The sequence below is a fragment of the Cognatundibacterium aquatile genome (assembly GCF_014699135.1).
GTDB lineage: Bacteria > Pseudomonadota > Gammaproteobacteria > Burkholderiales > Burkholderiaceae_D > Undibacterium > Undibacterium aquatile.
In genome coordinates this window covers 320,135-346,240 of the sequence record NZ_JACOFT010000005.1, presented here as the reverse complement: position 1 = coordinate 346,240, position 26,106 = coordinate 320,135, and the positions used below count along the sequence as shown (strand labels likewise).

The 26,106-nt window shown below is 50.2% G+C and carries 27 protein-coding genes and 1 tRNA gene; 17 read left to right on the top strand and 11 right to left on the bottom strand.

The window, feature by feature from the left end; genetic code table 11:
* Positions 1-17: 17 nt before the first annotated feature.
* The 4 genes from H8K26_RS14930 to H8K26_RS14915 all read right to left on the bottom strand — a co-directional run bounded on the left by H8K26_RS14930 (position 18) and on the right by H8K26_RS14915 (position 3,157).
* A complete protein-coding gene (locus H8K26_RS14930) occupies positions 18-470 on the bottom strand; it encodes a DUF3429 domain-containing protein (RefSeq protein ID WP_186884579.1) in 453 nt (150 codons plus the stop codon).
* 125 nt (positions 471-595) lie between these two features.
* Positions 596-1,186: a nucleotidyltransferase family protein gene (locus tag H8K26_RS14925; RefSeq protein ID WP_190480602.1), complete on the bottom strand. Its 591-nt coding sequence runs from the start codon at positions 1,184-1,186 to the stop codon at positions 596-598.
* A 2-nt stretch (positions 1,187-1,188) separates the two neighbouring features.
* Positions 1,189-1,914 (bottom strand): DsbC family protein, encoded by a 726-nt coding sequence (locus tag H8K26_RS14920; RefSeq protein WP_190480599.1) that lies wholly within the window; start codon positions 1,912-1,914, stop codon positions 1,189-1,191.
* 49 nt (positions 1,915-1,963) lie between these two features.
* Positions 1,964-3,157, bottom strand: coding sequence for an FAD-dependent monooxygenase (locus H8K26_RS14915; protein WP_190480598.1), 1,194 nt, complete (start codon positions 3,155-3,157; stop codon positions 1,964-1,966).
* Positions 3,158-3,312: 155 nt separating this feature from the next.
* Between H8K26_RS14915 and H8K26_RS14910 the strand changes: the two genes are divergently transcribed.
* From H8K26_RS14910 to H8K26_RS14900, 3 genes are all read left to right on the top strand, one after another.
* Positions 3,313-3,388, top strand: a tRNA-Phe gene (locus tag H8K26_RS14910).
* A gap of 142 nt (positions 3,389-3,530) precedes the next feature.
* Positions 3,531-4,154, top strand: coding sequence for a hypothetical protein (locus H8K26_RS14905; RefSeq protein ID WP_190480595.1), 624 nt, complete (start codon positions 3,531-3,533; stop codon positions 4,152-4,154).
* Positions 4,141-4,584, top strand: coding sequence for a tetratricopeptide repeat protein (locus H8K26_RS14900; protein WP_190480593.1), 444 nt, complete (start codon positions 4,141-4,143; stop codon positions 4,582-4,584). Before H8K26_RS14905 ends, H8K26_RS14900 begins: the two co-directional genes overlap by 14 nt.
* A 57-nt stretch (positions 4,585-4,641) precedes the next feature.
* Here the strand turns inward: H8K26_RS14900 and H8K26_RS14895 are convergent, their stop codons facing one another.
* Complete coding sequence (locus tag H8K26_RS14895; protein ID WP_317889280.1) at positions 4,642-5,151, bottom strand: tyrosine-type recombinase/integrase; 510 nt, start codon at positions 5,149-5,151, stop codon at positions 4,642-4,644.
* A 388-nt stretch (positions 5,152-5,539) separates the two neighbouring features.
* Positions 5,540-6,034: a GNAT family N-acetyltransferase gene (locus H8K26_RS14890; RefSeq protein ID WP_190480590.1), complete on the bottom strand. Its 495-nt coding sequence runs from the start codon at positions 6,032-6,034 to the stop codon at positions 5,540-5,542.
* Between the two features lie 536 nt (positions 6,035-6,570).
* Between H8K26_RS14890 and H8K26_RS14885 the strand changes: the two genes are divergently transcribed.
* From H8K26_RS14885 to H8K26_RS14865, 5 genes are all read left to right on the top strand, one after another.
* Positions 6,571-7,188 carry a LemA family protein gene (locus H8K26_RS14885; protein WP_190480588.1) on the top strand — a complete coding sequence of 206 codons (618 nt, stop codon included), beginning with the start codon at positions 6,571-6,573 and terminating at the stop codon, positions 7,186-7,188.
* Entirely contained in the window at positions 7,185-8,060 is an 876-nt protein-coding gene (locus tag H8K26_RS14880) for a TPM domain-containing protein (protein WP_190480586.1), read from the top strand. Before H8K26_RS14885 ends, H8K26_RS14880 begins: the two co-directional genes overlap by 4 nt.
* A gap of 2 nt (positions 8,061-8,062) precedes the next feature.
* Entirely contained in the window at positions 8,063-8,560 is a 498-nt protein-coding gene (locus H8K26_RS14875) for a TPM domain-containing protein (RefSeq protein WP_190480584.1), read from the top strand.
* A 326-nt stretch (positions 8,561-8,886) separates the two neighbouring features.
* Positions 8,887-9,588: a pirin family protein gene (locus H8K26_RS14870; protein WP_186884563.1), complete on the top strand. Its 702-nt coding sequence runs from the start codon at positions 8,887-8,889 to the stop codon at positions 9,586-9,588.
* A gap of 32 nt (positions 9,589-9,620) precedes the next feature.
* Positions 9,621-10,046, top strand: a complete 426-nt coding sequence (locus H8K26_RS14865; RefSeq protein ID WP_190480582.1) for a DoxX family protein — start codon at positions 9,621-9,623, stop codon at positions 10,044-10,046.
* A 70-nt stretch (positions 10,047-10,116) separates the two neighbouring features.
* Here H8K26_RS14865 and H8K26_RS14860 read toward each other — a convergent pair whose 3' ends face one another.
* Positions 10,117-10,509: an OsmC family protein gene (locus H8K26_RS14860; protein WP_223827042.1), complete on the bottom strand. Its 393-nt coding sequence runs from the start codon at positions 10,507-10,509 to the stop codon at positions 10,117-10,119.
* An 86-nt stretch (positions 10,510-10,595) separates the two neighbouring features.
* Positions 10,596-11,540 (bottom strand): VTT domain-containing protein, encoded by a 945-nt coding sequence (locus H8K26_RS14855; protein WP_223827041.1) that lies wholly within the window; start codon positions 11,538-11,540, stop codon positions 10,596-10,598.
* 282 nt (positions 11,541-11,822) lie between these two features.
* Here H8K26_RS14855 and H8K26_RS14850 point away from each other — a divergent pair, with 282 nt between their 5' ends.
* Positions 11,823-12,770, top strand: coding sequence for a LysR family transcriptional regulator (locus H8K26_RS14850; RefSeq protein ID WP_190480580.1), 948 nt, complete (start codon positions 11,823-11,825; stop codon positions 12,768-12,770).
* Between the two features lie 13 nt (positions 12,771-12,783).
* Here the strand turns inward: H8K26_RS14850 and H8K26_RS14845 are convergent, their stop codons facing one another.
* From H8K26_RS14845 to H8K26_RS14835, 3 genes are all read right to left on the bottom strand, one after another.
* Entirely contained in the window at positions 12,784-14,199 is a 1,416-nt protein-coding gene (locus H8K26_RS14845) for a DHA2 family efflux MFS transporter permease subunit (protein ID WP_190480578.1), read from the bottom strand.
* Positions 14,200-14,567: 368 nt separating this feature from the next.
* On the bottom strand, positions 14,568-16,412 hold the full coding sequence (locus tag H8K26_RS14840; protein ID WP_190480576.1) for an AMP-dependent synthetase/ligase: 1,845 nt from the start codon (positions 16,410-16,412) through the stop codon (positions 14,568-14,570).
* A 413-nt stretch (positions 16,413-16,825) separates the two neighbouring features.
* Positions 16,826-18,097, bottom strand: coding sequence for an O-acetylhomoserine aminocarboxypropyltransferase/cysteine synthase family protein (locus tag H8K26_RS14835; RefSeq protein WP_190480574.1), 1,272 nt, complete (start codon positions 18,095-18,097; stop codon positions 16,826-16,828).
* Between the two features lie 258 nt (positions 18,098-18,355).
* Here H8K26_RS14835 and H8K26_RS14830 point away from each other — a divergent pair, with 258 nt between their 5' ends.
* From H8K26_RS14830 to H8K26_RS14795, 8 genes are all read left to right on the top strand, one after another.
* Positions 18,356-19,567, top strand: coding sequence for an acyl-CoA dehydrogenase family protein (locus tag H8K26_RS14830; protein WP_190480573.1), 1,212 nt, complete (start codon positions 18,356-18,358; stop codon positions 19,565-19,567).
* 13 nt (positions 19,568-19,580) lie between these two features.
* Positions 19,581-20,378: a methionine ABC transporter ATP-binding protein gene (locus tag H8K26_RS14825; RefSeq protein WP_186897794.1), complete on the top strand. Its 798-nt coding sequence runs from the start codon at positions 19,581-19,583 to the stop codon at positions 20,376-20,378.
* Positions 20,371-21,033, top strand: a complete 663-nt coding sequence (locus H8K26_RS14820) for a methionine ABC transporter permease (protein WP_190480571.1) — start codon at positions 20,371-20,373, stop codon at positions 21,031-21,033. Before H8K26_RS14825 ends, H8K26_RS14820 begins: the two co-directional genes overlap by 8 nt.
* 77 nt (positions 21,034-21,110) lie before the next feature.
* Positions 21,111-21,938: a MetQ/NlpA family ABC transporter substrate-binding protein gene (locus tag H8K26_RS14815; RefSeq protein ID WP_223827040.1), complete on the top strand. Its 828-nt coding sequence runs from the start codon at positions 21,111-21,113 to the stop codon at positions 21,936-21,938.
* An 8-nt stretch (positions 21,939-21,946) separates the two neighbouring features.
* The gene (locus tag H8K26_RS14810) at positions 21,947-23,338 is read left to right on the top strand and encodes an LLM class flavin-dependent oxidoreductase (protein ID WP_190480570.1); all 1,392 of its coding nucleotides are present in this window, start codon (positions 21,947-21,949) and stop codon (positions 23,336-23,338) included.
* A gap of 26 nt (positions 23,339-23,364) precedes the next feature.
* A complete protein-coding gene (locus H8K26_RS14805) occupies positions 23,365-24,348 on the top strand; it encodes an aliphatic sulfonate ABC transporter substrate-binding protein (RefSeq protein WP_190480567.1) in 984 nt (327 codons plus the stop codon).
* A 5-nt stretch (positions 24,349-24,353) separates the two neighbouring features.
* The gene (locus H8K26_RS14800) at positions 24,354-25,190 is read left to right on the top strand and encodes an ABC transporter permease (protein ID WP_190480565.1); all 837 of its coding nucleotides are present in this window, start codon (positions 24,354-24,356) and stop codon (positions 25,188-25,190) included.
* On the top strand, positions 25,187-25,921 hold the full coding sequence (locus tag H8K26_RS14795; protein WP_190480562.1) for an ABC transporter ATP-binding protein: 735 nt from the start codon (positions 25,187-25,189) through the stop codon (positions 25,919-25,921). Before H8K26_RS14800 ends, H8K26_RS14795 begins: the two co-directional genes overlap by 4 nt.
* The last annotated feature ends 185 nt before the right edge of the window (positions 25,922-26,106 follow it).

Below are 26,106 nucleotides of genomic sequence, written 5' to 3'. Positions count from 1 at the left end.
TTTAATTGTTAGAGATATTAGTTGCGCACATTCGCAGCGATGAAGGTGAATATCTGCGCCGTCACGACCACCTGGGTCAATTGCAGGCGCAAATGAATAAACCATTCAGGAACATCATAGCTTTGATAGAGTTTTTTATCGATTTTGTAGGCCGCGATAAAACCAATCACCTGCACTAAAAAACCGAGCAGCATATTACCCAGAGAACACCAGGCGATCACAGTAGGAATCACGCCCCAGATCAATGCCTTTCTGGTTTCATGATCATCCTTGCCGTTGGCCATAATGGTGATGCCCCAATGTACGCCACCGAGAAAAGATAAGATGGCAATGCCGTAAGCGAGCTGCGCTTTAATGAAATAACCCAACCATTCCGGATGCACCAGCCAGCATGCGAGAGTCAGCAGGATAAATGGAATCAAGCCTGCAAAACCAAGGCGGATAACGAGTTTCTGATTGAGATTATTCATAAAGTATCGCTGCTAATGTCGCAACGTCTGTTTTCTGTCAAATTGAAGAAAAACGCTATTCTAAGAGGAAATCAGAGACTTAGATATATCTGACCATCGCAGATGTATGAATAATGTTTCTTGGTTTATTGCGCAGATAAATCGGTGGGCAGATCAATATCCTGCAAAATTCCGGCATCATCCACCGGAACCTCGCGCACAGAAAATTGCTGTAATAAGCCGCGTGCGCCGCGATCACCGCTCAGCGCCAATAATTCGGGGAGATATTTACCTGAGAAACCGACAGGGTTACCACGCTGCCCCTGAAACACGGGCACCACAATATCCGCGCCGTTTTCCAGCTCACGCAAGAGTGCAGCAATGGTCGAGCTCTTTACAAAAGGCATATCTGCGAGCGCAATAATCCAGCCTTTACTGCGTGCAGCGTGGCGCAGCCCACAGGTCAGTGACGCCGCCATGCCTTGATCAGCATCAGGGCAGATAACGACCTCATATAACTGACGCTGAAATTCCTGTAGCAACGCCCGATTGTCCGGCCGCACGACAACGACGACATGCTGCATCACAGAAGACAAATGCTGTGCCGCTGTCAGCGCAACCGGGTGTCCATCCGGCAAAGTTTGTTGCAGCTTATCTTCGACACCATGTGGATCAAAGCGTCGCCCGCGTCCGGCAGCAAGCAAAATGCCCGTCCAGCTCGCGGGAGAAAGCGTCATGCTTATTTTGCGGAATTCAGGCTGGCGAACTTCTCTTCCAGACCTTTTGCATCCATCGCACCCGGCACCCGCGAACCATCTGCAAAGAAAATAGCCGGTGTCCCGTTCACACGTAACTTCTGTCCGAGCGCCAGTATTTTTTCATTTGGCGTTGCGCAGTTTGCTGGCGCGGCAGATGGTGCTTTACCGTTCAGCATCCACTCATCCCATGCTTTATTGCGGTCAGCAGAGCACCAGACATTCTTTGACTTGACCGTCGAATCTTCCGACAAAATGTTATACAAGAACGTGTAAACAGTAATGTTGTCCATGCCCGCCAAGGTCTTACGGAAACGTTTGCAGTACCCACAATTCGGATCTTCAAACACCGCGATCACACGCTTACCATCACCTTTGACCATTTTCAGCGCGGATTCCAGCGGCAAATCAGAGAACTTAATCTTACTCAGCTCATCCGTTCTGGCTTTGGTGTAATTCGTGCCGGATTTGGCATCGAGTACATTCCCGACAAATAAATACTGCGCTTTTTCATCGGTGTACAAAATGTCCGAGCCGACGCGCACTTCGAACAAACCGCTGTAAGGTGTCTTGACGACGGAGTCCACTTTCACGCCCTGACCTAACTTTGGCTCTATCAGTTTTTTTACCGCAGATTCCTGTGCGGTCTGCGCGAAAACGACACCAGTAAAGGTGAGCGACAAGAGCGCGATACATTGCTTCAGATTCATATTATTCCTTGTAATTCCGTGTGGTGGCCTTCGCCATAGTCAGCAATGCTTACTTCCCCATTGCGTGGGAGATTAATTTGTTCTTTAAGACAGGCAGACGATTCAGTAAGTTCAATCCAACATTGCGTGCCAGACGCAAAGGCGCCAGATCAGAACCGAATAATCGAGCCAGTCCGTCGGTCGTGATCTGCATCAGCATCACGTCTTCTTTACGTGAACGACGGTAACGTTCCAGCAGTTTGGCATCGCCACAATCACAATGATCTTCGCGTGATTTCATCAACGCCAGCAAGCTCGTCACATCACCAAAACCCAGATTCATGCCATGCCCGGCGAGCGGATGCACGGCATGCGCTGCGTCGCCAATCAGCGCAACACGCTGTGCAATCATGCTGTGCGGACGTATTAATCGGAGAGGAAACGCCTTAATATCTTCTGGCAATACCGGTGTCAGATGCCCCAGCGTATCCAGACAATATTCTTCCAGCCGACTGACCAGCGCAGACAATGGCTCACGCAACAATTCGGCAGCCAAAGCATCTGGTGCAGACCACACCAGCGACACCCGGTTCCCCGGCAAAGGCAACAAAGCAATAATGCCCTGCTCTTCGACAAACCACTGATGCGCAACCCCGTGGTGCGGAATCTCGCATTCAAAATTAGTGACGACACCCTGTTGTCCGTAAGAGCGATAATCCAGACCGATATCGCACTGACCGCGCACCCACGATTGGGCACCATCAGCACCAACGATCAGACTCGCCTTGATCTGGCTGCCATCCTCAAGATTAATCTGCGCACCATGTTCATCTGCATGCAAACTCGCGGCAGCACCCGTGACTACCGATAAATTCTGCGCAAACTTCATTGCTGTATCGAGTGCGTGATTTAAATTTTTATCTTCAACAATCCAGGCCAGCTCACCGGTACGGGCGCCGTATGCATCGAACGCGAGTTGACCATCATCAACCGACTTGCCACCGCGTACATTCATTTCAGTGACAGCCGCGACACGCTGTAAATCCAATGCATCCCATACTTTAAGTGAAGACAATAAATCATGCGCAATATGGTTCAGCGCGAATACCCGCACATCCCACTGCGCCGACATCGGCAAAGCAACGGTGGAACGACAAAGGACCGCCACCTTCAGACCCGCCTGCGCAAATCCCAGTGCAGCAGCTTTACCCACCGCGCCATTACCCACGATACAAATATCACAATGATGAATCTGAGCCGTCATATAAAAGACCTTCGCCATAGACAATGGCAGGCATTATACGGCACCGGAACCAGCACCCGGCTGAGACACATCAATTCAGAGCTAGCCCCGCCCAGCAGCTTTTTTTCGCAAGGGACTTGCAAAGCACCGAACACATCTCTATAATGCGTGGTCTTGGCCTGGTAGCTCAGTCGGTAGAGCAGAGGATTGAAAATCCTTGTGTCGGTGGTTCGATTCCGCCCCGGGCCACCAAGAAATACGTAATAAAAAGAAGGGCTTACAGCGATGTAAGCCCTTTTTGCATTGCCCCTTTAGTTCTACAAAAAATGGAGTTGTTCTACAATTTAGAAATTAGTCGCATTATTTAAATATAAATCCGCTCGCTGGGACTGGCATGCAAATTATACGAATTACCCTGTTACTCTTAACTATAGCCTTCTCGTTAGGCTCACATGGAGTAGCCGAAAGTCATACAGACTCAAAGCAAAGCGCGGAATTTCAACGCGAAGTTGATTATTTAAAACGCGACTTGAAAAGAACCGACGACGACATTGCTATATTGCACAGAGATCAAATTAACTACCAGCTTGAAAAAGATCTTCTAAAAGAGACCTACTCAACCAACTACCAAACCACAGCCTTAACGATCTCTTTAGTTTCCACTTCAGTTGGAATTATTTTTGCAATTATTGGCTACCTTAGTTTTAAGAGCGTGGGCAAACTAAAAGATGAATTTTCAAACGAATTGCAAAATGCGCGTATGCTAAAAAGTGGTTTGGAAATTGAAATTGAAGAACTGCGCAAGAAGCAAAAGCATGCAGATGAGGAAATTTCAAAATTAAATCAAAAGCAGGCAACTACAATTCAAGTTCTGGAAATAGTGGAAAAGGCGTCAGCGCTTATAAATAGCGGTTCTTATGTTTGGGCAATAGAGAATATTGAAGCTGGTCTTGCCATTAATCCGACTTACCCCCCCCTTATTAAGGGTGTATGGTATGTGTCGAATGAAACAGGGTAAATTCGACAAGGCGACCGATATCCTAAGAAAAATACTCACTTGCAACTCCACGGTCGAAGTCGGAGATGTAGCAAATCTCGCAGAATGTCTTATTATTTTGCAGCAATATGATGAGTATCAAAAGCTATATGCTGAACACAAACAATCACTGGACACTCTGAATGATGGAAATTTCGTCACTTTAATGAATACACTCAAGGCAATTCAAGAAAATGATACCGCCGCAATAAAGGCTCAACTCCAACCTTTAATCGCGAAAACCCCTCCCGGTATGCACTCAAAATTAGTTCATTGGCAATTTAACGAAATCCAAAATGGTATTATCGATAAACTATCAGATGACAGAAGGCAACTCGCCGAAACGATAGTCGGGTTCTTTTCAGGAAGAATCGATCCTCAATTTATGCAGAGCACGCTAGACCAAGTGTAATTGATTTTTTCAATTGCCTATTCGCGTCGCCTGAACTCACACTAAACCTACACAGAATTAGCTTTTACAAGTTCTTGCAAGCGGCTTCACTAAATCGCCCTTTCTGTCCCTCGTATAAATTTCAGTGGTGCTACGATTTTTATGTCCTAGTAACCGCTGAGCATGAGCCAAATCATCAGTATCCGTTGCGGCTTTGGCGCGTAAGTCGCGAAACTGGAAACTAACTCCCGCTAAGTCTCTCGCTTTATCAAAGCGAGAGCGCAAAGCAAAATAGCTCAACCGTTGCCCATCGGGGTCTTGCAATAACGCCTTATTCATCTCATTCACCTTATCGCGTAGTTTAGCAAAAATCCGGTCGATCACTTCCGCAAGTTCGCCCTCAATTGCGATGCGTAATTTTTTACCCGTTTTATTTTGGATTAAGCTCAGACTTCCATCTGCAATATCTGTCACATTAAATTTCAGTACGTCAGCCGGGCGCTGGTCTGTACACAATGCCAAGTCCATTGCGTCTTGCACGGTAGGATGCGCACACGCCCATACAGCGGCATATTCGTCGTCAGACACATACCTGTCACGCGACTTCTCTTATGCCCTTTGATGCCAATACAGGGGTTTGTAATGTCGGTATATCCCCAAGCCCTGGCATGGTTAAAATCGTGCTGAAAAGTGCCTTCTCGCGGTTCGCACGTACTTTGAATGTTTCGCCGCGAACCCGCAAATATTCAGCGATAAAACGGGCGAATACTATCGATAGGCATTGCGCCAAATAGCGCATTCACTGAATTGAAATATCAAGTGCAATTCCGTATTGCATTCGCGCATAATCGTCGATAAAAGCTAAGATACCGACGAATTCCAGATCGGATATTCTCAACCTGCGATCGGCCAACGTTTTTTGAAAACTCTGATCTCCGATAGTTGTCGCCGGCAAATCAGGAAGCTGGTTGTACGCCTATTTTTTTCTATGCTTTGCGCCAAAGAATGAAATGCCTTCGGTAGTAAAGCGCCCATCCAGACACAGATCAGGAAAATCAGAAAAGGCTCTTTCGATCAGCCACGAGGCGATGCCTTGACGACGATATGCGTCATCAATATAGATGTTATCAATCACATGTCGGTTTTCATGATTGAGCTTGAGTACCAGAACGCCGACAGAAAATTCTTTATTCCCTTGAAATTGCGAAATTTTTTTCCCAGTCGGACGCAATTCATCTGAGGCGATGCGAATGTACCGGGTAAAGTAATCATTTGTCGAAATGATAGTGCGGTCATCCTGAAATACCACTTTTTCGTCGCTAAATACGGTTCTGGACAACACAGTATTTGGCATTGCCAGGCAATGAAGAATCGAGCTATCCGGGTTATATAACCGCTCGACGACCTGACAGATAATCGGGAGGCGGCAAGCCAGACGCTTGTTAATTCTGGATATCTTTACTTTTGACAACGGTGTGCCTCTTACAATAAATGAGGTCAGCAATTGTATTAACTTTTCATTTCATCTTCTGTTTCAAAGTGTTACGCGAATGCAACTTTATTTAACTGACTGAAGTGAATATTAATGATCTTCCCAAGGGTCGTTTCTATCACTCAGGGTAGTACAAAAACAGGTTTTTAAAAGCTGGCTACGGCACTGGTCTTGTCACAATTCGGTATTTGCTTTTAGTGAAAATGAGGCGATCGAAAATACTATCGTCGAGCTACATCACTGAAAAATGGCAGCTTATTTAGTACTCACATAAGTAAGAAGCAGGCTGAAATCAGTCTTGCACAGCAAGATATTCCAATTAAACTTAACTAAGTTTCGTTAAAGTGAGTTAGTTGCAGCGAGGCGAGGCAGTTGGTCCGCAGCTTGGAGAGTAATGCACTCACAGCAGTACAATTACTAAACTATCTTTCCGTTACGATATCTTTTTTGATGCAGGTAACAGGCGCTTACGTTATTCTTAACGAACGATGATTCAACATTTATGGAGTACTTCTATGCGTAAATTATGGCAGGCCGCATCCATCATCCTGATCCTTTGTTTATCTGGCTGTGGCTACAATACGATACAGACCGAAGACGAGCAAATTAAGTCAGACTGGTCAGAAGTGTTAAACCAGTATCAGCGACGAGCAGATCTGGTGCCAAATCTGGTGAGCACGGTCAAAGGTTTTGCGGAACAAGAGAAAGATGTGCTGCTCGGTGTCACCAATGCCCGCGCGAAAGTTGGCAGCTTACAAGCAACGCCTGAACTGATCAATAATCCCGAGGCCTTTGCTAAATTTCAGAGTGCACAAGGCGAATTATCAGGTGCACTGTCAAAGTTACTGGTTGTTACTGAAAATTATCCGCAGTTGAAATCTGACGCCGGTTTCCGCGATTTGCAGGCGCAACTGGAAGGCACTGAGAATCGTATTGCTGTCGCCAGAAATCGCTACATTAAATCCGTGCAGGAATATAACGTCACCGTTCGTTCTTTTCCTTCCAATCTGACCGCGATGGTTTTTGGATATCAGGTAAAACCTAATTTCACTGTTGAAAATGAAAAAGCACTTGCAGTGCCACCGAAAGTTGATTTCGGTGCGCCGCAAGGGAATAACGGAAATCAGAAATGACTATTCTGAAAACGGCAAGAATGCTGATTCTTGCCGGCTCTTTATGCTGCTCATTTTTTGCTTCGGCAGAACTTGCCGTTCCTGCGCTGAGCCAGCATGTCACCGATCAGACTGGGACGCTCAACACAGAACAACAAAGCAGTCTGGAACAGACCTTGCAATCTTTCGAAGAAAAAAAAGGAAGCCAGATTGCAGTATTGATTATCGCCAGCACTGCACCGGAAACGATAGAGCAATATTCGCTGCGTGTTGCTGAACAATGGAAATTAGGTCGCAAGAAAATTGATGATGGCGCTATTCTGGTGATTGCCAAGAATGATCGCACTTTACGCATAGAAGTCGGATATGGTCTCGAAGGTGCGCTCAATGACGCGACCAGCAAACGCATCATCAGCGAAACGATCATTCCGCAATTCAAGCAGGATAACTACTTTGGCGGTATCTCCGCCGGAATCAATCAGATGATCCAGGTCGTGAATGGTGAACCGCTGCCCGCAGTCAGACAGAAAAAGGCGAAAAATGACGATGGCGCTAAACAGTATCTTCCGATGCTGTTTATTTTCGCGATGGCCGCTGGCGGAATATTGCGTGCGATATTTGGCCGGCTTCCCGGCGCGATGATAACCGGCGCTGTTGTTGCAGGCTTAACCTGGATACTCGCTGGTGCGATCACGGTCGCTTTGATCGCCGGCATCATTGCGATGATATTTACCCTGTTCAGCGGAAGTATCGGTGGACGTGGGGTCGGTACTTATCATGGCGGTGGAAACCGTAGCGATCGTGGTGATTTTGGTGGCGGCGGCTTTGGAGGTGGCGGTTTCAGCGGAGGCGGAGGCAGCTTTGGCGGTGGCGGCGCATCCGGACGGTGGTAATCATGAATCTGAGACGCATAATCAAACATTTATCGATGAGCCGCTGGCAACTGCCGCGCTATTTCCCTGAAAAATCTCTGCAGGCCATTGAGCAGACAATTAAGCTCAGCGAGACCCGGCATCTGGGTGAAATACGTTTTGCTGTCGAAGCCTCACTCGATGGCGCGCCGCTATTCCGGAATCAATCCTCCCGAGAACGTGCGATTAATCTGTTTTCCGAATTACGTATATGGGACACAGAACACAACAACGGTGTTCTGATCTATCTGCTGCTGGCCGACAAACGTGTCGAAATCATCGCAGACCGTGGAATCCACACGAAAACTGGTAACGCCGAATGGGAAAAAATCTGCCGTGATATGGAAAGCTACTTTCAACGAGCAGAATATGAGGCCGGTGTGATCGCCGGAATACAGGCTGTGACACAGCATCTGATACGGCACTACGCAACAGAACATAACACCTGCAATGAGTTACCGGATCAGCCTGTGCTGCTGTGAGCCAAAACACGCATCTTTCGCCAATTCGCACAGACGGAACAACGTAGCGATAAAATTTAATACGTATTCTGTTTTCTTTTTCATATTCCGGGATTCATCACGGATATGCCCTGCCGGATGCAGCAATGATCTTGTTCAATCCTGAGCAAGATCAAAACTTCCCATATGCGGAAATAACATTGTTGCTATGACTCCATGAGTGTCATCAATATGCAATTCAAAGTGATTGGACATTCAAATTTTTTAAATGATGTCATCAAACGGCACGCGGCATCAGGTCGCAGAGAAATGAAATAATCACTGCCATCAACAAGGAGAAACCTATCATGCTTACACTCAGAAAATCTCAAAGTCGTGGTCGTGCGGATCATGGATGGCTTAAAAGTAATCACTCATTTTCTTTCGCAGATTATTACGATCCTGATCATTCAGGCTGGGGTAATCTGCTGGTGATCAATGAAGACGTTATTGCTCCCGGCACTGGATTTGGCACTCATGGCCATCGCGACATGGAAATTATCAGCTATGTGTTATCCGGGCAGCTCGCGCATCAGGACAGTATGGGTAACATCAAAGGCATTCCGCCAGGCGATGTGCAAAGAATGAGCGCAGGTACCGGCGTCAGACATAGTGAATTCAATCACGCAGAAGGTGAAACCACCCATTTTCTGCAGATATGGATTACGCCAAAACAAAAAGGAATCGCGCCGGGCTACGAGCAAAAAACGATTCCGGCAGCGAAAAAACGTGGCACTTTGTGTTTAGTTGCATCCCCTGATGGTGCGCAGGATTCTGTTGCGATGAATGCGGACGCTGCGCTGTATTCCGGCTTGTTTGATGGCGATGAAAAAGCGGAACTGATCTTAAATCCTGCACGTAAAGCGTATGTGCATCTGATACGCGGAGAACTGGAAGTCAATGGTCAGCGCATCAGTGGTGGTGATGCTTTCAAAATTGAGAATGAAAGCAAGATTACCCTCACCAATGGCAAAGACGCTGAAGTATTAGTGTTTGATCTGACTGCCTGAACAAGCTGTTTCACTAAAGAATCGGAGTCACTATGTTTGATGCATTAAAAAATCCTTTGGCACTCGCTGGTCGCTTATTGCTGGCCTCGCTGTTTTTACCTGCGGGGATCGGTAAGCTCACGGGTTTTGCAGGCACTATCGCTTATATCAGTTCGGCAGAGTTGCCTATGCCTGCACTGGCTGCGGCAGCCGCGCTCATCGTTGAAATCGGCGGTGGCGCAGCACTGATTACCGGCGCGGGCACACGCATTGCGGCCTTGGTACTTGCGCTGTTCACGCTGGTCGCATCATTTGTTTTTCATGCTTACTGGGCGGTTCCGGCTGATCAGCAATACGTCACGCAATTGCTGTTCTTTAAAAATATTGCGGTTGCAGGTGGCTTGCTGACACTGGCCGCGTGGGGTGCAGGTACATGGAGTATTGATGCTCGTATGGCGACAAATTCTCGGCACCGTTAATCTCGGCAAATATAAAAAAAGGCGTCGTCCAGACGCCTTTTTTCTTTGCTACGCGATATCAGGAATCGCTTCAGATCAGCTCACTATCGATCTGAAACTGCCCACTCAGCGCTTTATGTATTGGGCACTTATTCGCAATACGCAGTAAATCTTCACGCGTTGTCTGATCCAGCTCGCCAAGCAATTGTATGCGCCGGGTCAGGCGATAAATACCACCCGATTCTTCCCGGTCAATTTCCACATGTATGCCTGCAAGAGCATATCCCTTGCGCTTCGCATACAACTCCAGCGTCAGCGCGGTACATGCCCCGAGTGCGGAATCAAGCAGCTCATGCGGCGAAGGATGTTGCCCTGATCCGCCAGATTTTTTATCGATGTCAGAAATCCATTGCAAACCTTCAAATTCGACATTGCATGCAGTGCTGCCACTAGCGGCTTGCCAATCAACCGAAATCGTCATCATCAAACTCCTATTAAATTAAATGACAGGTAGAAAAATTATCCTGCCTCATCTGAATCACGTATGCCGATAGCCTGAGATATCAGACATTACGCGTGGCCGATTGTCTCTACCGGATACCCCGCATCGATCCAGGCGTCGATACCGCCATGTAAAACACTGGCGGCAATTCCACGCCGACTCAGTAAATACGCAGCTTTGAGTGCGGACGCATCATTCGGACACGAGCAATACGTAATAATTTTTGCGCTTGCCGGCCATGTGTCGACAGGGGCAGTTTCTATGCCGCTTAATTCTATGTGTCTGGCACCTTGAATATGTGTCTCCAGCGCGCCCGGGGCCAAAGAAACACGGACATCGACAATCACGAGTTCTTCACCACGCTCAAGCAGATCTGCCAGCTGAGCAGGCGCTACACGCGGCAAACTGGCCACCGAGCGTTTCACGCGCCAGCGCCGCCAGATACGTACGGCAATGTATAAAGCAACTCCACAAGCAACCAGCAACATGGCGGTATCGCCAAGCTGACTCAGGTAAGCCAACAGTTGCCCGACCTGATTGTGAAACAGTAAGCCTCCTGCAATACCACTGCCAGCCCATAACAGCGTGCCGGCAATATTAAATATCACAAATGATGACACCCGCATGCCCATTGCCCCTGCCAGCGGCGGTGTGAGAATCGACAGTCCCGGAACAAACTTGGCGACGACCAGAGTTGCGATACCACGGCGGGCAAAACTCAGCTCACTCTGGCGCACACAAGTATCGGGAGAAATTGAAATCCGGCACAGCAATGCCAATACGCGATGACCAAACCTGCGCCCGGCATAGAACCAGACGGAATCGGCAATCATTGATGCCAGCGTCGCCACTGCCAGCGCCTGAACCGCAAACACACCGTTATCTGCCGCCGCGACACCGGCTAACAACAGAAAAGGCAGGGCGGGAATAGGAGCACCGAGTTGCTCGACCAGTACACCAAAAAACAGTGCCAGCAACCCATGCTGAGAAAAAAGAGAGGTGATATTTTCCATTGTGACCGACTTGAATGTTCCTGATAAAGCTGACTCCGCAGTCTACCATTTCAGTTTTGTTCTGGCGCGAACAAATAGCGAATCTCTGCGATCACACTGCGGCGATGTTTTCGCGTTGGCATTTTTTGAAAATCCTGGCAATCGTCTCTGATCAATATCGCCCATCAAGCAATGAGCAATGAGCAGCCTGATCCCACCTTCCCATCATGCCTGACAAACACACTGTTTCCACGGGTGAAATTTGATGTCATGATTCTGAATAAATGAACGAATAAATACACCATGAATACTCCCCGTGATGTCCTGACGCCAGCGGCACTGGCGATGTTGCAAGTCATCGCTGATACCGGCAGCTTTGCCGCGGCCGCGCGCGCCAGCAATATGGTGCCAAGTGCCCTGACCTATCGCGTGCGTCAGATCGAAGAAGCGCTCGATGTATTGCTGTTTGATCGCAGCTCCCGTCAGGCGCAATTAACGGCTGCAGGGATGGAATTACTACGCGAGGGAAACAGTCTGCTGGAAGAAATCGACGCCATCGCCAATCGTGTGAAACGCGTTGCCACCGGTTGGGAGCCACAATTTACCATCGCCGTTGACAGCATCATTGATCGCACAACCATCATGGAATTGTGTGAACAGTTCTTTCAGATGAATCCACCAACGCGGCTTAAACTAAGGGCGGAAACCTTATCCGGCACCTTGGAGGCGCTGACATCAGGACAAGCCGATCTGGCTATTGGTGTCGTGATGGACAGCAATACGAAAACCGGCTTACAACGCGAACACCTGGGCACTGTCGATTTTGCCTTCGCCGTCGCGCCGCATCACCCGTTGGCAACCGCGACAGAACCCTTGTCTGACAAGGTGATACGCCAGTATCGTGCGGTTGCTATTGCCGACTCAGTCAAACAAGGAACCAGCATGTCGATAGGTTTGCTGACGGGGCAAGATGTGTTCACCGTTGCCGATATGTCTGCCAAACTGGAGGCGCAGGTGCGAGGACTGGGAGCAGGATTTTTACCGACCTGCCTTGCTAACCCATGCATAGACAGCGGAAAACTGGTCGTCAGAAAAGTGGAACGGGCGCAGCAGCAGGTACAGTCAAGTTACGCGTGGCGTCAAAGCAGTAAAGCCATGCAAGGACGTGCGCTGCAATGGTGGCTGGATCAACTGCAAGCGCCAGTCACCCGCGCAGCATTACTGGGAGTGCGCCGACAGCGCCATCTCTGATGCGGCAAAGCTGCTACGACTCCTTATCTGCAACGACGCCCTTCGTGACGTTTTCACCGTCCTCATTTTTTAAGGTCCAGAAAAATATCGACGACAACATCGTGACCACACCTAATGTGAGGAAGGCGTGGTGTAACGCACTGGTGACCGCAATTTTGTCGCTCTGCGGAAGCGCGCCGAGATACCATGCTGCGACCAGTGAGCCGCAAGCCAGCCCGAAACTCAAGGCCATCTGCTGCAAAGAACTGCCTATTGTGCTGGCCATGCTGGAATCGACGGGCTCAATATCGGCATACGTCATTGAGTTGATACTGGAAAACTGCAGTGAATTAAAAAATCCCTGCGCCAGACTCAGCGCCACAATCAATATCAACGGTGTGGAAGAGGAAACACGGGCAAACAAGCAGATCGTCACGCCTATCATGAACGTATTCGTAATCAGAATTTTGCGATAGCCAAATTGACGCAGCAAATGTCGGGCGATCAGCTTCATACCCATAGCAGCCGCAGCCGCAGGCATCATCAGTAATCCAGATTGCCATGCAGGCAGTCCCAGCCCCAGCTGATACAACAAAGGCAGTAAAAACGGCAGTCCACCTATACCTAAGCGCGTGACAAAACCACCGACAATAGACACCCGGAACGTGCGTATCTGAAACAGATTTAAGCGTAACAACGGATATGGCGTATGTTGCGAATGCCATCCATAAGCTGCCAGTAATATCAGCGAGATCACAAACAGAACTGACTCCGACGTAATATCAAGGCGGTGCTCACCAAAGATTTCCAGCAGCCATGACAGCAAGGCGGTTCCGGTGCCGAATAAGACCAATCCAACCACGTCCAGCGGGCGCTCCTCATTCCCGTAATAATCCGGCATGTGGCGATACGCCAGCCACAGCGCAATGATGCCGACCGGCACATTGATAAAGAAAATCACACGCCACGACAACCAGTGCACAATCAGTCCACCAACGGTCGGACCCAATAGCGGGCCTATCAGTGCAGGGATGATCACAAAATTCATCGCAGTCAGTAATTCTGTTTTTGGGAAAGTACGGATGATCGCCAACCGGCCGACGGGCATCATCATGGCGGCTCCGATGCCCTGCAAAATACGGGTTGCGACGAGCATAGGCACACTGACTGCCAGACCACTCAGAACCGAAGCAACGGTAAAAATTGCGACGGCAAAACCAAAAACCCGGCGTGTCCCAAAGCGATCTGCAATCCAGCCGCTGACAGGAATACCAACGGCCAGACTCAGAATATAACTGGTTACTGCAGCCTTCAAACTTAAAGGCGTCACCTGCAAGCTCGCCGCCATAGAAGGAATCGCGGTATTCAGAATAGTCGCGTCGAGCTGTTCCATGAATAGAGCAATCGCGACGACCCATGGCAGATAAGATTTGACCTTGAGATCATTCATCGTAAGTGCGCTGACATTGTGAGAAAGTGAAAATACCTGGCATAACGTGAGGCGATTTGAAACAAGCTTGCCAGTGTAACCCTAAGACGGTAACGCGTCACGCTGCCGTATGCAGATGAATCGGTACGTCATCAGAATTTTTTTGCACGAAATATGCAGATCGTTGGATGCGCGACCTTACGTGAGGTCGCCATCAAACCGAAAATAGAAAAACCTCCCCTGTACCGTTGATCGGGAACGATACAAAGGCGGGAAAAACAAAATCGCGGAATGCTCAAGCATGCACCAGAACGCGCAGGAATAACGGACACCAGTCCCTGCATTATCTGGATAAACATTGCAGAGACTGGTGTCCGACGATGGCAGGTTTATTTTTTTCGTGGAGCGTAAATACGTGCCATGTCTTCTGCAAAGTGCTTTTGCAAATTCAGACGTTTCAATTTCAGCGTTGGTGTGATTAAGGTACTTTCTATCGTCCAGGGTTCGGTCGATAAAATCACGCCTTTAGGTTGGGCGTAAAACGGAAAGCTGCTGGTCAGTTCACGCACACGCTTCAACACCACGTCAGTTGCAGCGGGGGATTTTAAATTGTTCATATCCGTGGCATCCAACCCCAGCGTTTGCGCTAACTGTGCCCAGTAAGACTGACTCAGTACAACGACGCAACCGATGAAAGGCGCATTCTCACCAAAAGCGTACACCTGCTCAAATGCCGGATCGGTGGAAATTGCGATTTCCAGATCGACAGGCGCAATTTTTTCACCAGTCGATGTCACAATAATCTCTTTGACGCGGCCGAGTATGCGCACGCGACCATCGACGACTTCCGCCTGATCACCGGTACGCAGCCAGCCATCAATAAATGCTTTGGCAGTATCTTCTTCACGCTTCCAGTAACCGCGCATGACGTTAGGTCCGCGCACCTGCAGCTCGGCGTTTTCACCTACCCTTACCTCAACACCTTCAAGAATTCGCCCGACGGTGGAAGGATTATTGTCGTCCGGTGCGTTGAATGCCACAACCGGCGCGGTTTCTGTCATACCGTATCCCTGCACAATAGGAATTCCCAGACCGAGGAAGCAACGCGAGATCGATGTGGAGAGTGCAGCGCCGCCACTGACCGCAACGCGCAGGCGACCACCAAACTGATTTTTCAATTTGCTGGCAACCACAGGCTCCAGCACACGCCAGACGATAGCATCGCTGATACTTTGCAACACGCTATCTGCCGACAAACCCTGCGCGCGCGTGAAGCGCCGCCAGCCCACTGCGATCGCCGCATTAAACAAAAACGACTGTACTTTTGACTGCGCCAGCCTGGTCTGAATCACGCTGTACACACGCTCGTAAATCCTCGGCACAGAAATCAAAATTGTCGGCTTAATCGTGACCAACTCTTCAGGCAACTGTTTGACCGAATGCGAGAATGCAACACAGGCACCGGCCGCCACTGGCAGGTAATAACCGGCTGTACGCTCAAAGGTATGCGACAAAGGCAGGAACGACAGAAATACATCGCTGATCACCGGTGCCACACGTGCAACCACGGCTTTCACATTCGACATGACATTATTGTGCGTCAGCATCACGCCCTTGGGCTTACCTGTGGTGCCTGAGGTGTAAACCAAGGCGGCAAGATCATCCGTCGCAGCCTCTTCCAGCCCCCCGGCAGCATTCACACTCGCCGCAGCAGACAGCCATTCTTCGCTTGAAACGACAGGAACACCGGCGGGATAATCAGCCGCCGTCAGATTTTTTTCCAGCACCACGACCTGACGCAAAGCAGGCAGCGCAATCCCGGCATTGCCTATGTCTTTCCATTGTTGATCAGTTGTTGCGATCAGAACTGAAGCATCGCTGTCACCGATGATGTAAGCAATACTTTCAGGATTATCAAGCGCATGCATCGGAACTGGCACGCACGCCATCTGCAACGCCGCCTGATCGATACACACCGCCTGCAAACCATTCGGCAACAAAATCGCGATACGCGCACCACGCTCCAGATTCAACAACGACAGCGCCCGCACGCAGCCCATCACGCGCTGATGGGTTTCTTCCCATGTGTAACTGATCCATTGACCATTTTGCTCATTAAACTGCCGATAAGCTTCTGCGGACGGCGTTTTCGCTACGCGCCATGTGAAAAGTTCAGCGAGGGTCCGGAGGTCTGTCAATGCGCGCTCTTGCAATGGTCTCTGTTGGTTTGACATGATTTTTAAGTTTTCGTTAAGCACCGCTCTGTGACGGTAGGCTGGTCGCCGGATGAGAATGCAGCTCAGACAACATGTTCAGGAAAATAATTTGCTTCTGGCAAGTACGAGGCTGCGTATGAACAAATGCGCCACATGCGAAACATGCGGCATATGCGACGCATGCAATACCTGATTCATTCAGACAGCATATGTTTATATTACTACTATGGCAGCATATCGGCGCAGAACAGTCGGCTGAAAATAGCACATCCGTGCGGAATTCAGGGCAAACGAATTATAGGACGCCATCAGGTCGGGGCATTGACTTGGGTCATTGACAGAATGAGCAAAAAATTGCTATTCCTTACTGCGGATGAAAATCAGTGAGATGCGCCCTGATGCAAAGCCTGCGATCAGGGCGACATATTATGTTATGAAGCGGCTAATGCCTGTTCGAGATCAGCGATCAGATCGTCGATATGCTCGATACCTATCGACAAGCGCACAGTGTCTTCGGTCACGCCTGCTTTGGCGAGTTCTTCCGGATTTAATTGCCGGTGCGTCGTGGTCGCAGGATGGCATGCGAGAGATTTAGCGTCGCCGATATTTACTAAACGAGTGAAGAGTTGCAAGGCATCCTGAAAACGTCCACCCGCTTCACGTCCACCTTGCAGACCAAAAGTCAGTATTCCTGATGGCTTACCGCCCAGGTATTTCTGCGCCAGCGCATGATCTTTATGATCTGGCAAACCAGCATAATTCACCCACTTCACTTTCGCGTGCTGTTGCAGATATTCGGCAATCTTGCGTGTATTGTCGGTAATGCGATCCAGTCTTAACGCCAGCGTTTCTATGCCCTGCAATATCAGGAAGGCATTGAACGGCGACAAGGCGGCACCCGTATTACGCAATGGCACCACGCGCGCACGACCTATGTAGGCGGCAGGGCCTAAAGCTTCGGTATAAACGACGCCGTGATATGAGACATCAGGCTCATTCAGACGCTTAAAACGTTGCTTGTGTTCTGCCCAAGGAAACTTGCCGGAATCAACGATAATGCCGCCTATCGTCGTACCATGCCCGCCCAGATATTTAGTCAGCGAATGCACCACGATATCGGCACCAAATTCAATCGGGCGCAACAGATAAGGCGATGGCACCGTGTTATCGACGATCAGCGGCACACCATGTCTGTGCGCAACGGCAGCAATCGCTTCGATATCGGTGATATTCCCCAGCGGATTACCAATCGATTCAACAAACACTGCTTTAGTTTTATCGTCGATCAACCGCGCAAACGACTCTGGGTCACGATAATCCGCGAAGCGGGTTTCTATGCCGAATTGTGGCAAGGTATGCGCAAACAGATTATAGGTACCGCCATATAACGTCGATGCCGAAACGATGTTGTCGCCAGCTTCAGCAATCGTCTGTATCGCATACGTAATGGCGGCCTGCCCGGATGCCAATGCCAGGCCAGCGATACCGCCTTCGAGTGCCGCGACGCGTTTTTCCAGCACATCATTGGTCGGATTCATGATCCGTGAATAAATATTCCCCTGCACCTTCAGATCAAATAAATCTGCGCCATGCTGGGTGTTATCGAAAGCATAGGCAACGGTCTGATAAATCGGCACCGCAACTGCACGTGTCGTCGGGTCTGGCGAATAACCGCCGTGAACAGCAATAGTTTCCAGTTTCATTGATGGTTTCCTGTCGTTTGAGATGGTTTGAAATGGTTTGAAAAAAGCTGTGATGATCATAAAAAGCGCCAGAACACCTGACAAGGAAGCATTTCATATTTCTATAGTTGAAAATTAAAAAACAACAGATTTCAACTATCAGCATCTGATTTTCAACATAGGAAAATTCCGCATAAGCAAGGCGAAATATCTTCGTGTACCGCGATAAGACCAGATGCAATACTGGCCTGACATATTGCTCATCCATCAGGTTTTCGCATGTCCCGACGACTACAAACATTAAGTGACGCCATCGATTTTTCATCTCCTGAAAACGAGATGATTGCCATCGCCGCCAACCTGGCTGATCGTCTGGCGCAAAGCGCCGTCGAACGTGATCAGACTGGCGGTCATGCAGCAACAGAACGTGCATGGATACGTGAATCCGGCTTGTTGACCTTATCCATTCCTGAGGAATTTGGCGGTCAGGGCGCGAGCTGGGCAACGATCTTGCAGATCGTACGATTGCTCGCCAAAGCCGATAGCGCCCTCGCGCATGTGTTCGCGTTTCACCACTTACAAATTGCAGGCATAGAGTTGTATGGCAACGCGCAGCAACGCCGGCGTCTGTACAGCGCCACCGTCGCACAAAAATTATTCTGGGGTAATGCGCTGAATCCTCTGGATAAACGCACGATTGCAACCCGTACTCAAAATGGCTATCTGCTCAACGGTATTAAAAGTTTTTCGTCTGGCTCCGTGGGTTCGGACTGGCTGACCATTTCAGCCTGGGATGAAGCAACGCAAAGCGCGCTGATTGCGGCAATACCTAGCACCCAACCCGGCATACGCATACAGGCAGACTGGGATGCCTTCGGCCAGCGCCAGACAGATAGCGGCAACGTGCATTTCGATCACGTCTTCCTGCATGACGATCTGGTGTTGCAGGCGCCGGGACAAGTACCGACGGCGCAAGCCACACTGCGCTCGCAAATTGCCCAACTGATGATGGCAAACCTGTATCTGGGCATCGCGTCCGGTGCGTTTGATGCCGCCCGCAACTACACGCGGGATAAGGCCAGAGCCTGGTTTTCCTCAGGAGTCAGCGCCGCCACAGAAGACCCTTACATTCAGCATCGTTATGGTGAACTCTGGTTATTGCTGCGCCCGGCGACGGCACTTGCCGATCTGGCGGCACAAGAACTGGAGCGCACTTTCAGAAAAGGGGCGCTGGTCACTGCCACAGAGCGAGGTGCGCTTGCGATCTCGGTCGCAGAAGCAAAATGCCTTGCGCACCGCGCAGGTATTGAGGTGAGCTCACAAATGTTTGAACTGACCGGAGCCAGCTCAACATCCAGCCGCTATGGCTACGACCGTTTCTGGCGCAATGTCCGGGTACATACCCTGCACGACCCGATTGATTACAAACTACGTGATCTGGGGCGCTATGCACTGAACGGCAGCGTGCCTGAACCGACCGCCTATTCGTAATACGGAGCCGATCATGAGCGACAACATCATACGAATACAGTCTGCCAGCAAATCCTTTGTGCTGCCGCACGGCGACATTTTTCAGGCGGTCAACAACGTCAGTCTGGACATTGCAAAAGGCGATATTTTTGGTCTGATAGGAAAAAGCGGCGCAGGAAAATCGACGCTGCTGCGTCTGTTCAATTTACTGGAGCGGCCAGACACGGGCAGCATCACTGTCGCCGGTAACGAACTGACGCGACTCAACAAAAAACAATTGCGTGAAGCACGCCAGAACATAGGCATGATTTTTCAGCAGTTCAATCTTTTACAAAATGCCAGCGTGTTCGACAACGTCGCGTTCCCGCTGAAGATACACACCCATCTGAGCAAACACGAGATCCGTGAACGTGTAGAGGAATGTCTGAATATCGTCGGCCTGACGAATAAAGCCAACAGCTATCCGGCGCAGTTATCCGGTGGGCAGAAGCAACGCGTTGCAATCGCGCGCGCACTGGCGAGCAGACCACAAGTGCTGTTGTGCGATGAACCAACCTCATCTCTCGATGCAGAAACAACACGCGAAGTGCTGGACACTTTGCGCGATATTAATCAACGTTTAGGAGTCACGATTGTGATCGTCAGTCATGAATTATCCGTCCTCAGCAGTATTTGCAATCATGTCGCGGTGATCGTCGATGGCGAAGTCGCTGAAAGCTTTGCGCTGGCCGATACCGACATCCCACGCCAAACCGCGTTAGGACGTGAACTGGCGTATTACAGCCGCGAAGAAAGCAGCGCCGGACAGTGGAAAGATCTTGCCCATGTTTGAAAATCTGATCTCACTGTTACCTGAACTCGGAACGGCTCTGCTGCAAACGCTGACCATGCTGGGTATAGGCTTGTCAGCCGCCGTCATCATCGGCGGGCCACTCGGTATTCTGTTGTTTCTGGTCGGCGAGGGGCAATCGCTACAGCATCGCCCCCTCGCACTGGCGCTAGGCTGGCTGGTCAATACCGTACGCTCATTTCCTTTCATCATTTTGCTGGTCGCACTGGTGCCATTCACACGCTGGCTAGTCGGCACCTCCATCGGCCCGCTGGCAGCGGCAGTGCCACTGTCGTTTGCTGCGATTCCTTATTTCGCGCGGCTGGTCGAACAAAGCTGCAAAGAAGTGCCACGCGGCGTCATCGAAGCCGCCCATGCGATGGGCGCCACCGAATTTCAGATCGTCTGGCGGGTCTTGCTGGTCGAAGCCCGTTCCGGTCTGGTGCTCGCCCTGACCGTATTGGCGATCAGTTTTCTGTCTTACTCCGCCATTGCTGGCGTGGTCGGCGGCGGTGGCATCGGCGATCTTGCGATCCGCTACGGTTACTACCGCTTTCAGACCGATGTCATGTTTTTTACTGTTGCCATTCTGATTGTTCTGGTGCAGTTGATACAGTTCACCGGCAGCCGTATCGCCAGAAAAATTGATCATCGTTGATTCGTTACCGTCACCGCTACCGTTACCTTTACCTTTACTGCATTCACTTTCATACTCAACTTTCTGAAGGAATTTCTATGCTGCGTCGTACACTTCTGACTACCCTGTTGACGAGCTTAGCGCTCGCCGTTTCCGTTCCGGCATTGGCGAAAGACCCGAAAGAATTAGTCATCGGTACAAGCGCAGGCCCGTATGCCGATCAGGTGAAATTAGGCATTAAGCCTGTACTGGAAAAGCAGGGATACAAAGTTAAAGTCGTCGAATTTAACGACTATATACAACCGAATTTTGCACTCGCCGAAGGCTCGCTCGATGCGAATGCGTTTCAACACATCATCTATCTGACCAAGTTTTCGACTGAAAACAAATTGCCATTAAGCGAGCTGATTAAAGTCCCCACGGCTCCGATTGCGATCTACAGCAAAAAACATACTTCACTGAACCAAGTTAAAGAAGGCACGACCGTCGCCTTACCAAATGATCCGACCAATCAGGCCAGAGCACTGGTGCTGCTCGACCAGTTAGGATGGATCAAACTGCGGGCAAATTTCGATCCTATCCGTGCCTCAGAAAAAGATATTGCCGACAACATCAAAAAAATCAAACTGATTCCGCTGGAAGCAGCGCAGTTACCACGCTCTTTGCAAGACACAGATTACTCGTTTGTGAATGGCAATTTTGCGCTGGTGTCAGGCTTGAAACTGAGCGAAGCGCTGGCGCGTGAAAAAATCTCTGCCAATTATCAAAACCTGGTCGCGATCCGCACTGCAGATAAAGGCAAAGCCTGGGTGAAAGATCTGGAAGCCGCTTATCGTTCACGCGAATTTCTGGATGTCACGAATAAACATTTCGCCGGGTTCTCCAAACCGGATTATCAGCAAGCGCTGGAAAACAGCGGAAAATAAATCAGGCCATGAGCAAAGTCATCCGCTTCAATGCGTTTCAGATGAATACCGTCGGCCATCAGTCGCCGGGGCTGTGGCGACATCCCAGCGATCAAAGCCATCAATACACCAGCGCGCGGCATTGGACCGAGCTCGCACGCTTACTGGAATACGGTTTGTTTGACGCCGTATTCCTGGCCGATGTGCTGGGTGTGTATGACGTCTTTCAGGGCAAGGTGGATGCTGCACTGAAACATGCGATACAAATCCCCTTAAACGACCCGCTGGCCTTGGTGCCCATCATGGCGAGCGTAACCAAACATCTGGGCTTTGGCGTGACATGTGCATTAACCAGTGAACATCCCTATCCGTTTGCGCGTCGCTTATCGACACTCGATCATCTGACGGAAGGACGCATAGGTTGGAATATCGTCACTGGCTATCTCGACAGCGCCGCCCGCAATCTGGGTCTGCAGCAGCAACTCGGTCACGACGAACGCTATGACCTGGCAGATGAATATCTGGAGGTCGTCTATAAATTGTGGGAAAAAAGCTGGGATGAGCAAGCGCTTCAGCGCGACAAATTGCGCGGTATTTATGCCGACCCGGCACATGTGCATGCGATTGCGCACGAAGGCCGGTATTTCAAAGTACCGGGCATCCACTTATCCGAACCTTCACCACAAAGAACGCCACTCTTGTTTCAGGCTGGCACTTCCAAGCGCGGTACTGCATTTGCCGCCAGACATGCTGAATGCACGTTTGTCAGCGGCCCCAGCAAACAAGTCGTCAAACGCTATGTCGATGATATTCGGCAGGCGGTCGTTGCCGCTGGCCGCCAGCCTTCCGACATTCTGATTTATGCGCAGGCACTGATCATCACCGCAGAAACCGAAAAAGAAGCGCAAGCCAAATATCTGGATTATCGGCAATACCTCGATATTGAAGCATCGCTGACCTTGTTGTCTGGCTGGACCGGTGTCGACTTTTCACAATTTCCACTCGATGCCACGATAGACTACATCGAGTCAGATGCAGGCAGATCGGCGCTGGCCTCGTTCAGTGCAGCAGATCCTTCAAAAAAATGGACGGTCAGGGAAGCGGCAGAATTCATTGCGCTCGGTGGTCGCGGGCCGGTCTTCATCGGTGACCCGCAACAAATCGCCACCCAGTTAGAAGCCTGGGTCGATGAAACAGGTATCGACGGTTTTAACCTTGCGTTTGCCATCGCCCACGAAACGATGCGCGATGTCGTGAATCTGATCGTTCCCGAATTACAGCGCCGCAAACGCTACAAGACCAGGTATGCCAGCGGCAGCTTGCGACATCAGCTTTTCGGCAAAGGCCCTTATTTACCCCAAAATCATGCCGGACGCCAGGTCAGCATCACGCCCCCGGTCGCAGCTACAGCTGCAACCTGATTATTTCTTTTTTTTGAAAGCGCCTCATGAAACGTCGCCATTTCCTCGAACTTGCTTCCGCTTCTGCAACCGCAGCTTTATTACCGACATTCGCTCACGCTGCGACACCACTGAAAGAATTGCGGCTGGACTATGCGTATTACTCCCCCACCAGTCTGGTATTACGTCGTTTCGGCTGGCTGGAAGATGAATTCAAAGCCGACGGTACCAGTATCAAGTGGGTGCTGAGTGCAGGCAGCAATCGAGCGCTCGAATATCTGAACGCCAACAGTATTGATATCGGTTCGAGTGCCGGTTTGGCGGCCTTACTCGCCAAAGCCAACGGCAATCCGATCAGGACGCCGTATATTTTTTCACGCCCCGAATGGACGGCACTGCTGGTGCGGAAAGACTCTGCCATCCGCAATCTCGCCGACCTGAAAGGGAAAAAAGTAGCGGCTACCAAGGGCACCGATCCTTATCTATTTTTGTTACGTGCGCTGAAAACGGCGGGATTAAAACGTAGCGACATAGAACATGTCAGCCTGCAACACGCCGATGGCCGTGCTGCGCTGGAGCAAGGTAAAGTGGATGCGTGGGCAGGATTGGATCCGCACATGGCCGCCAGCGAACTGGAATCGAATTCCAGACTGATCTACCGTAATGTGGCATTCAACACCTATGGCTTTTTGAATGTGCGCGAAGAATTCCTAAGCAGTCGCCCGACCGAGGTCGCGCGTGTCATCCGCGCCTATGAAAAAGCACGTCTGTGGATTATCAGTAATCCATCGGAGGCCGCAAAGATATTGTCGGAAGAAGCCAAAGTCACGTTGCCAGTCGCTTTATTGCAAATCAAATTACGCAGCGACTTCAGCCAGCCTTTGCCGACAAATGAACATATCCAGGCTTTGGAAACTGCCGCGCCTATTCTGCTGGAGGAAGGGCTGGTCAAACCAGGCACCGATCTGAAAGCCGTGATTCATGCACTAATCGATACGCGTTTTTCCCAACCACTGATTAGCCGCAGCTGAACATCATGAACACGTCTGCCATTGCGATGACTGCTGCCAGCACAAATCCGGCAGCGCAAAAAAAGAACCCGGTGTTACCACGCGCATTGTGGGGCCTGCTGTTGCCGCTGACCGTTTTACTGCTGGCGGAAATCAGTGTCCGCTTTGCGCTGATTCCGTCTAATCTGCTACCAGCACCGTCTGAGATTTTTGGTACGCTTTTTTATCTCTGGCAGCATGACCTGCTCAGCCACATCGGCGTCAGCAGCGCCCGCGTTGCAGCGGGATTTGTCATCGGTGCGGCGCTGGCAATCACCACCGGTTCTATGGTTGCGCTCAGCGGACGTCTGGACGCATTGCTCGATCCCAGCTTTCAGGCATTGCGTGCGATTCCCTCGTTGGCATGGGTTCCTTTATTGCTGTTGTGGCTGGGTATTGATGAAGCACCGAAATTAGTATTGATCGCGATCGGCGCTTTTTTCCCGGTGTATATGGGCGTTGTTTCCGGCATTCGTGGCGTTGACCGGCGGCTGACGGAAGTGGGTAAACTATATCGTCTGACGCCTTATGCGATGACGCGCCGCATCTTGCTACCGGCCGCCTTGCCGGCGATTCTGACTGGTTTGCGTAACGGACTGAGTCTGGCGTGGATGTTTATGGTCGCCGCTGAATTGATTGCCGCCAGTCAGGGGCTGGGCTATCTGCTGACCGATGGGCGCGAAACCAGCCGTGCCGACATTGTTCTGGCCGCAATCGCCTTACTCGCCTTGCTGGGCAAGATCAGTGACTGGGGTATGCAACAACTGGAGCAGCACCTGCTTACCTGGCGTGATACTTATCAGGCAGAAGGAACCTCCGCATGAGCGATTTCCTGCATATCAGTATCGACGACAAACACTACGGCAGCCGCCAGGTATTGCGCTCGCTGCAAATCGAGATACAGCGCGGCGAGATCGTCAGCCTGATCGGCGCCAGCGGTTGCGGCAAAAGCACCTTGCTCTCCATTATTGCCGGGCTTGATCGTGATTACCGTGGACAAATACAACTCGAAGGTAAGCGGCTATATGGTGTCAGCCAGGACATCGGCTTTATATTTCAGGAACCCCGCCTATTTCCTTGGCTGAGCGTCGCCGCCAATATTGCCTTCGACCCGGCGCAATCAGCCACAGAACGCTCATCGGTGTCACATCTGCTGTCAGAAGTCGGCTTGTCCGGATATGAAAATGCGCTGCCCAAACAGTTATCTGGCGGACAGGCACAACGCGTAGCAATCGCCCGGGGGTTGTACTCTCGCCCGAAGTTACTGCTGCTGGATGAACCATTTTCTGCGGTGGATGCGTTCACCCGCATGAAATTACAGGATTTGCTGCTCAGCGTGGCGCAAGAGCATGGACTGACGATAATCATGGTCACACACGATATTGACGAGGCGCTGTATCTGAGCGACCGTATTATTCTGCTGGATCGCGATGCAGGCAATGTCAGATCCATCTTCCGTCCCGGGCTTCAACAACCAAGAAATCGTGCACAAGCGACGCTCTCACCGTTAAAAGCAGAAATCCTGGACAATTTGCATGCTGCGCATGCGTTCTAGATCTCGTTTCATCAATAGAGATGATTTCTGCTTATATCCGCTTACGTCTGTTACATAAATTTTCCATATGGAAAGTTTTACTGAGTAGCGTCGTGGATTTGCCGCTTGGCGCAAGAAAACCTTGCTTATTTTTGCAATCTTTTCTGTCAATTGGTAGGATGAGTCCTTTTAGCAGGTATCAAGCT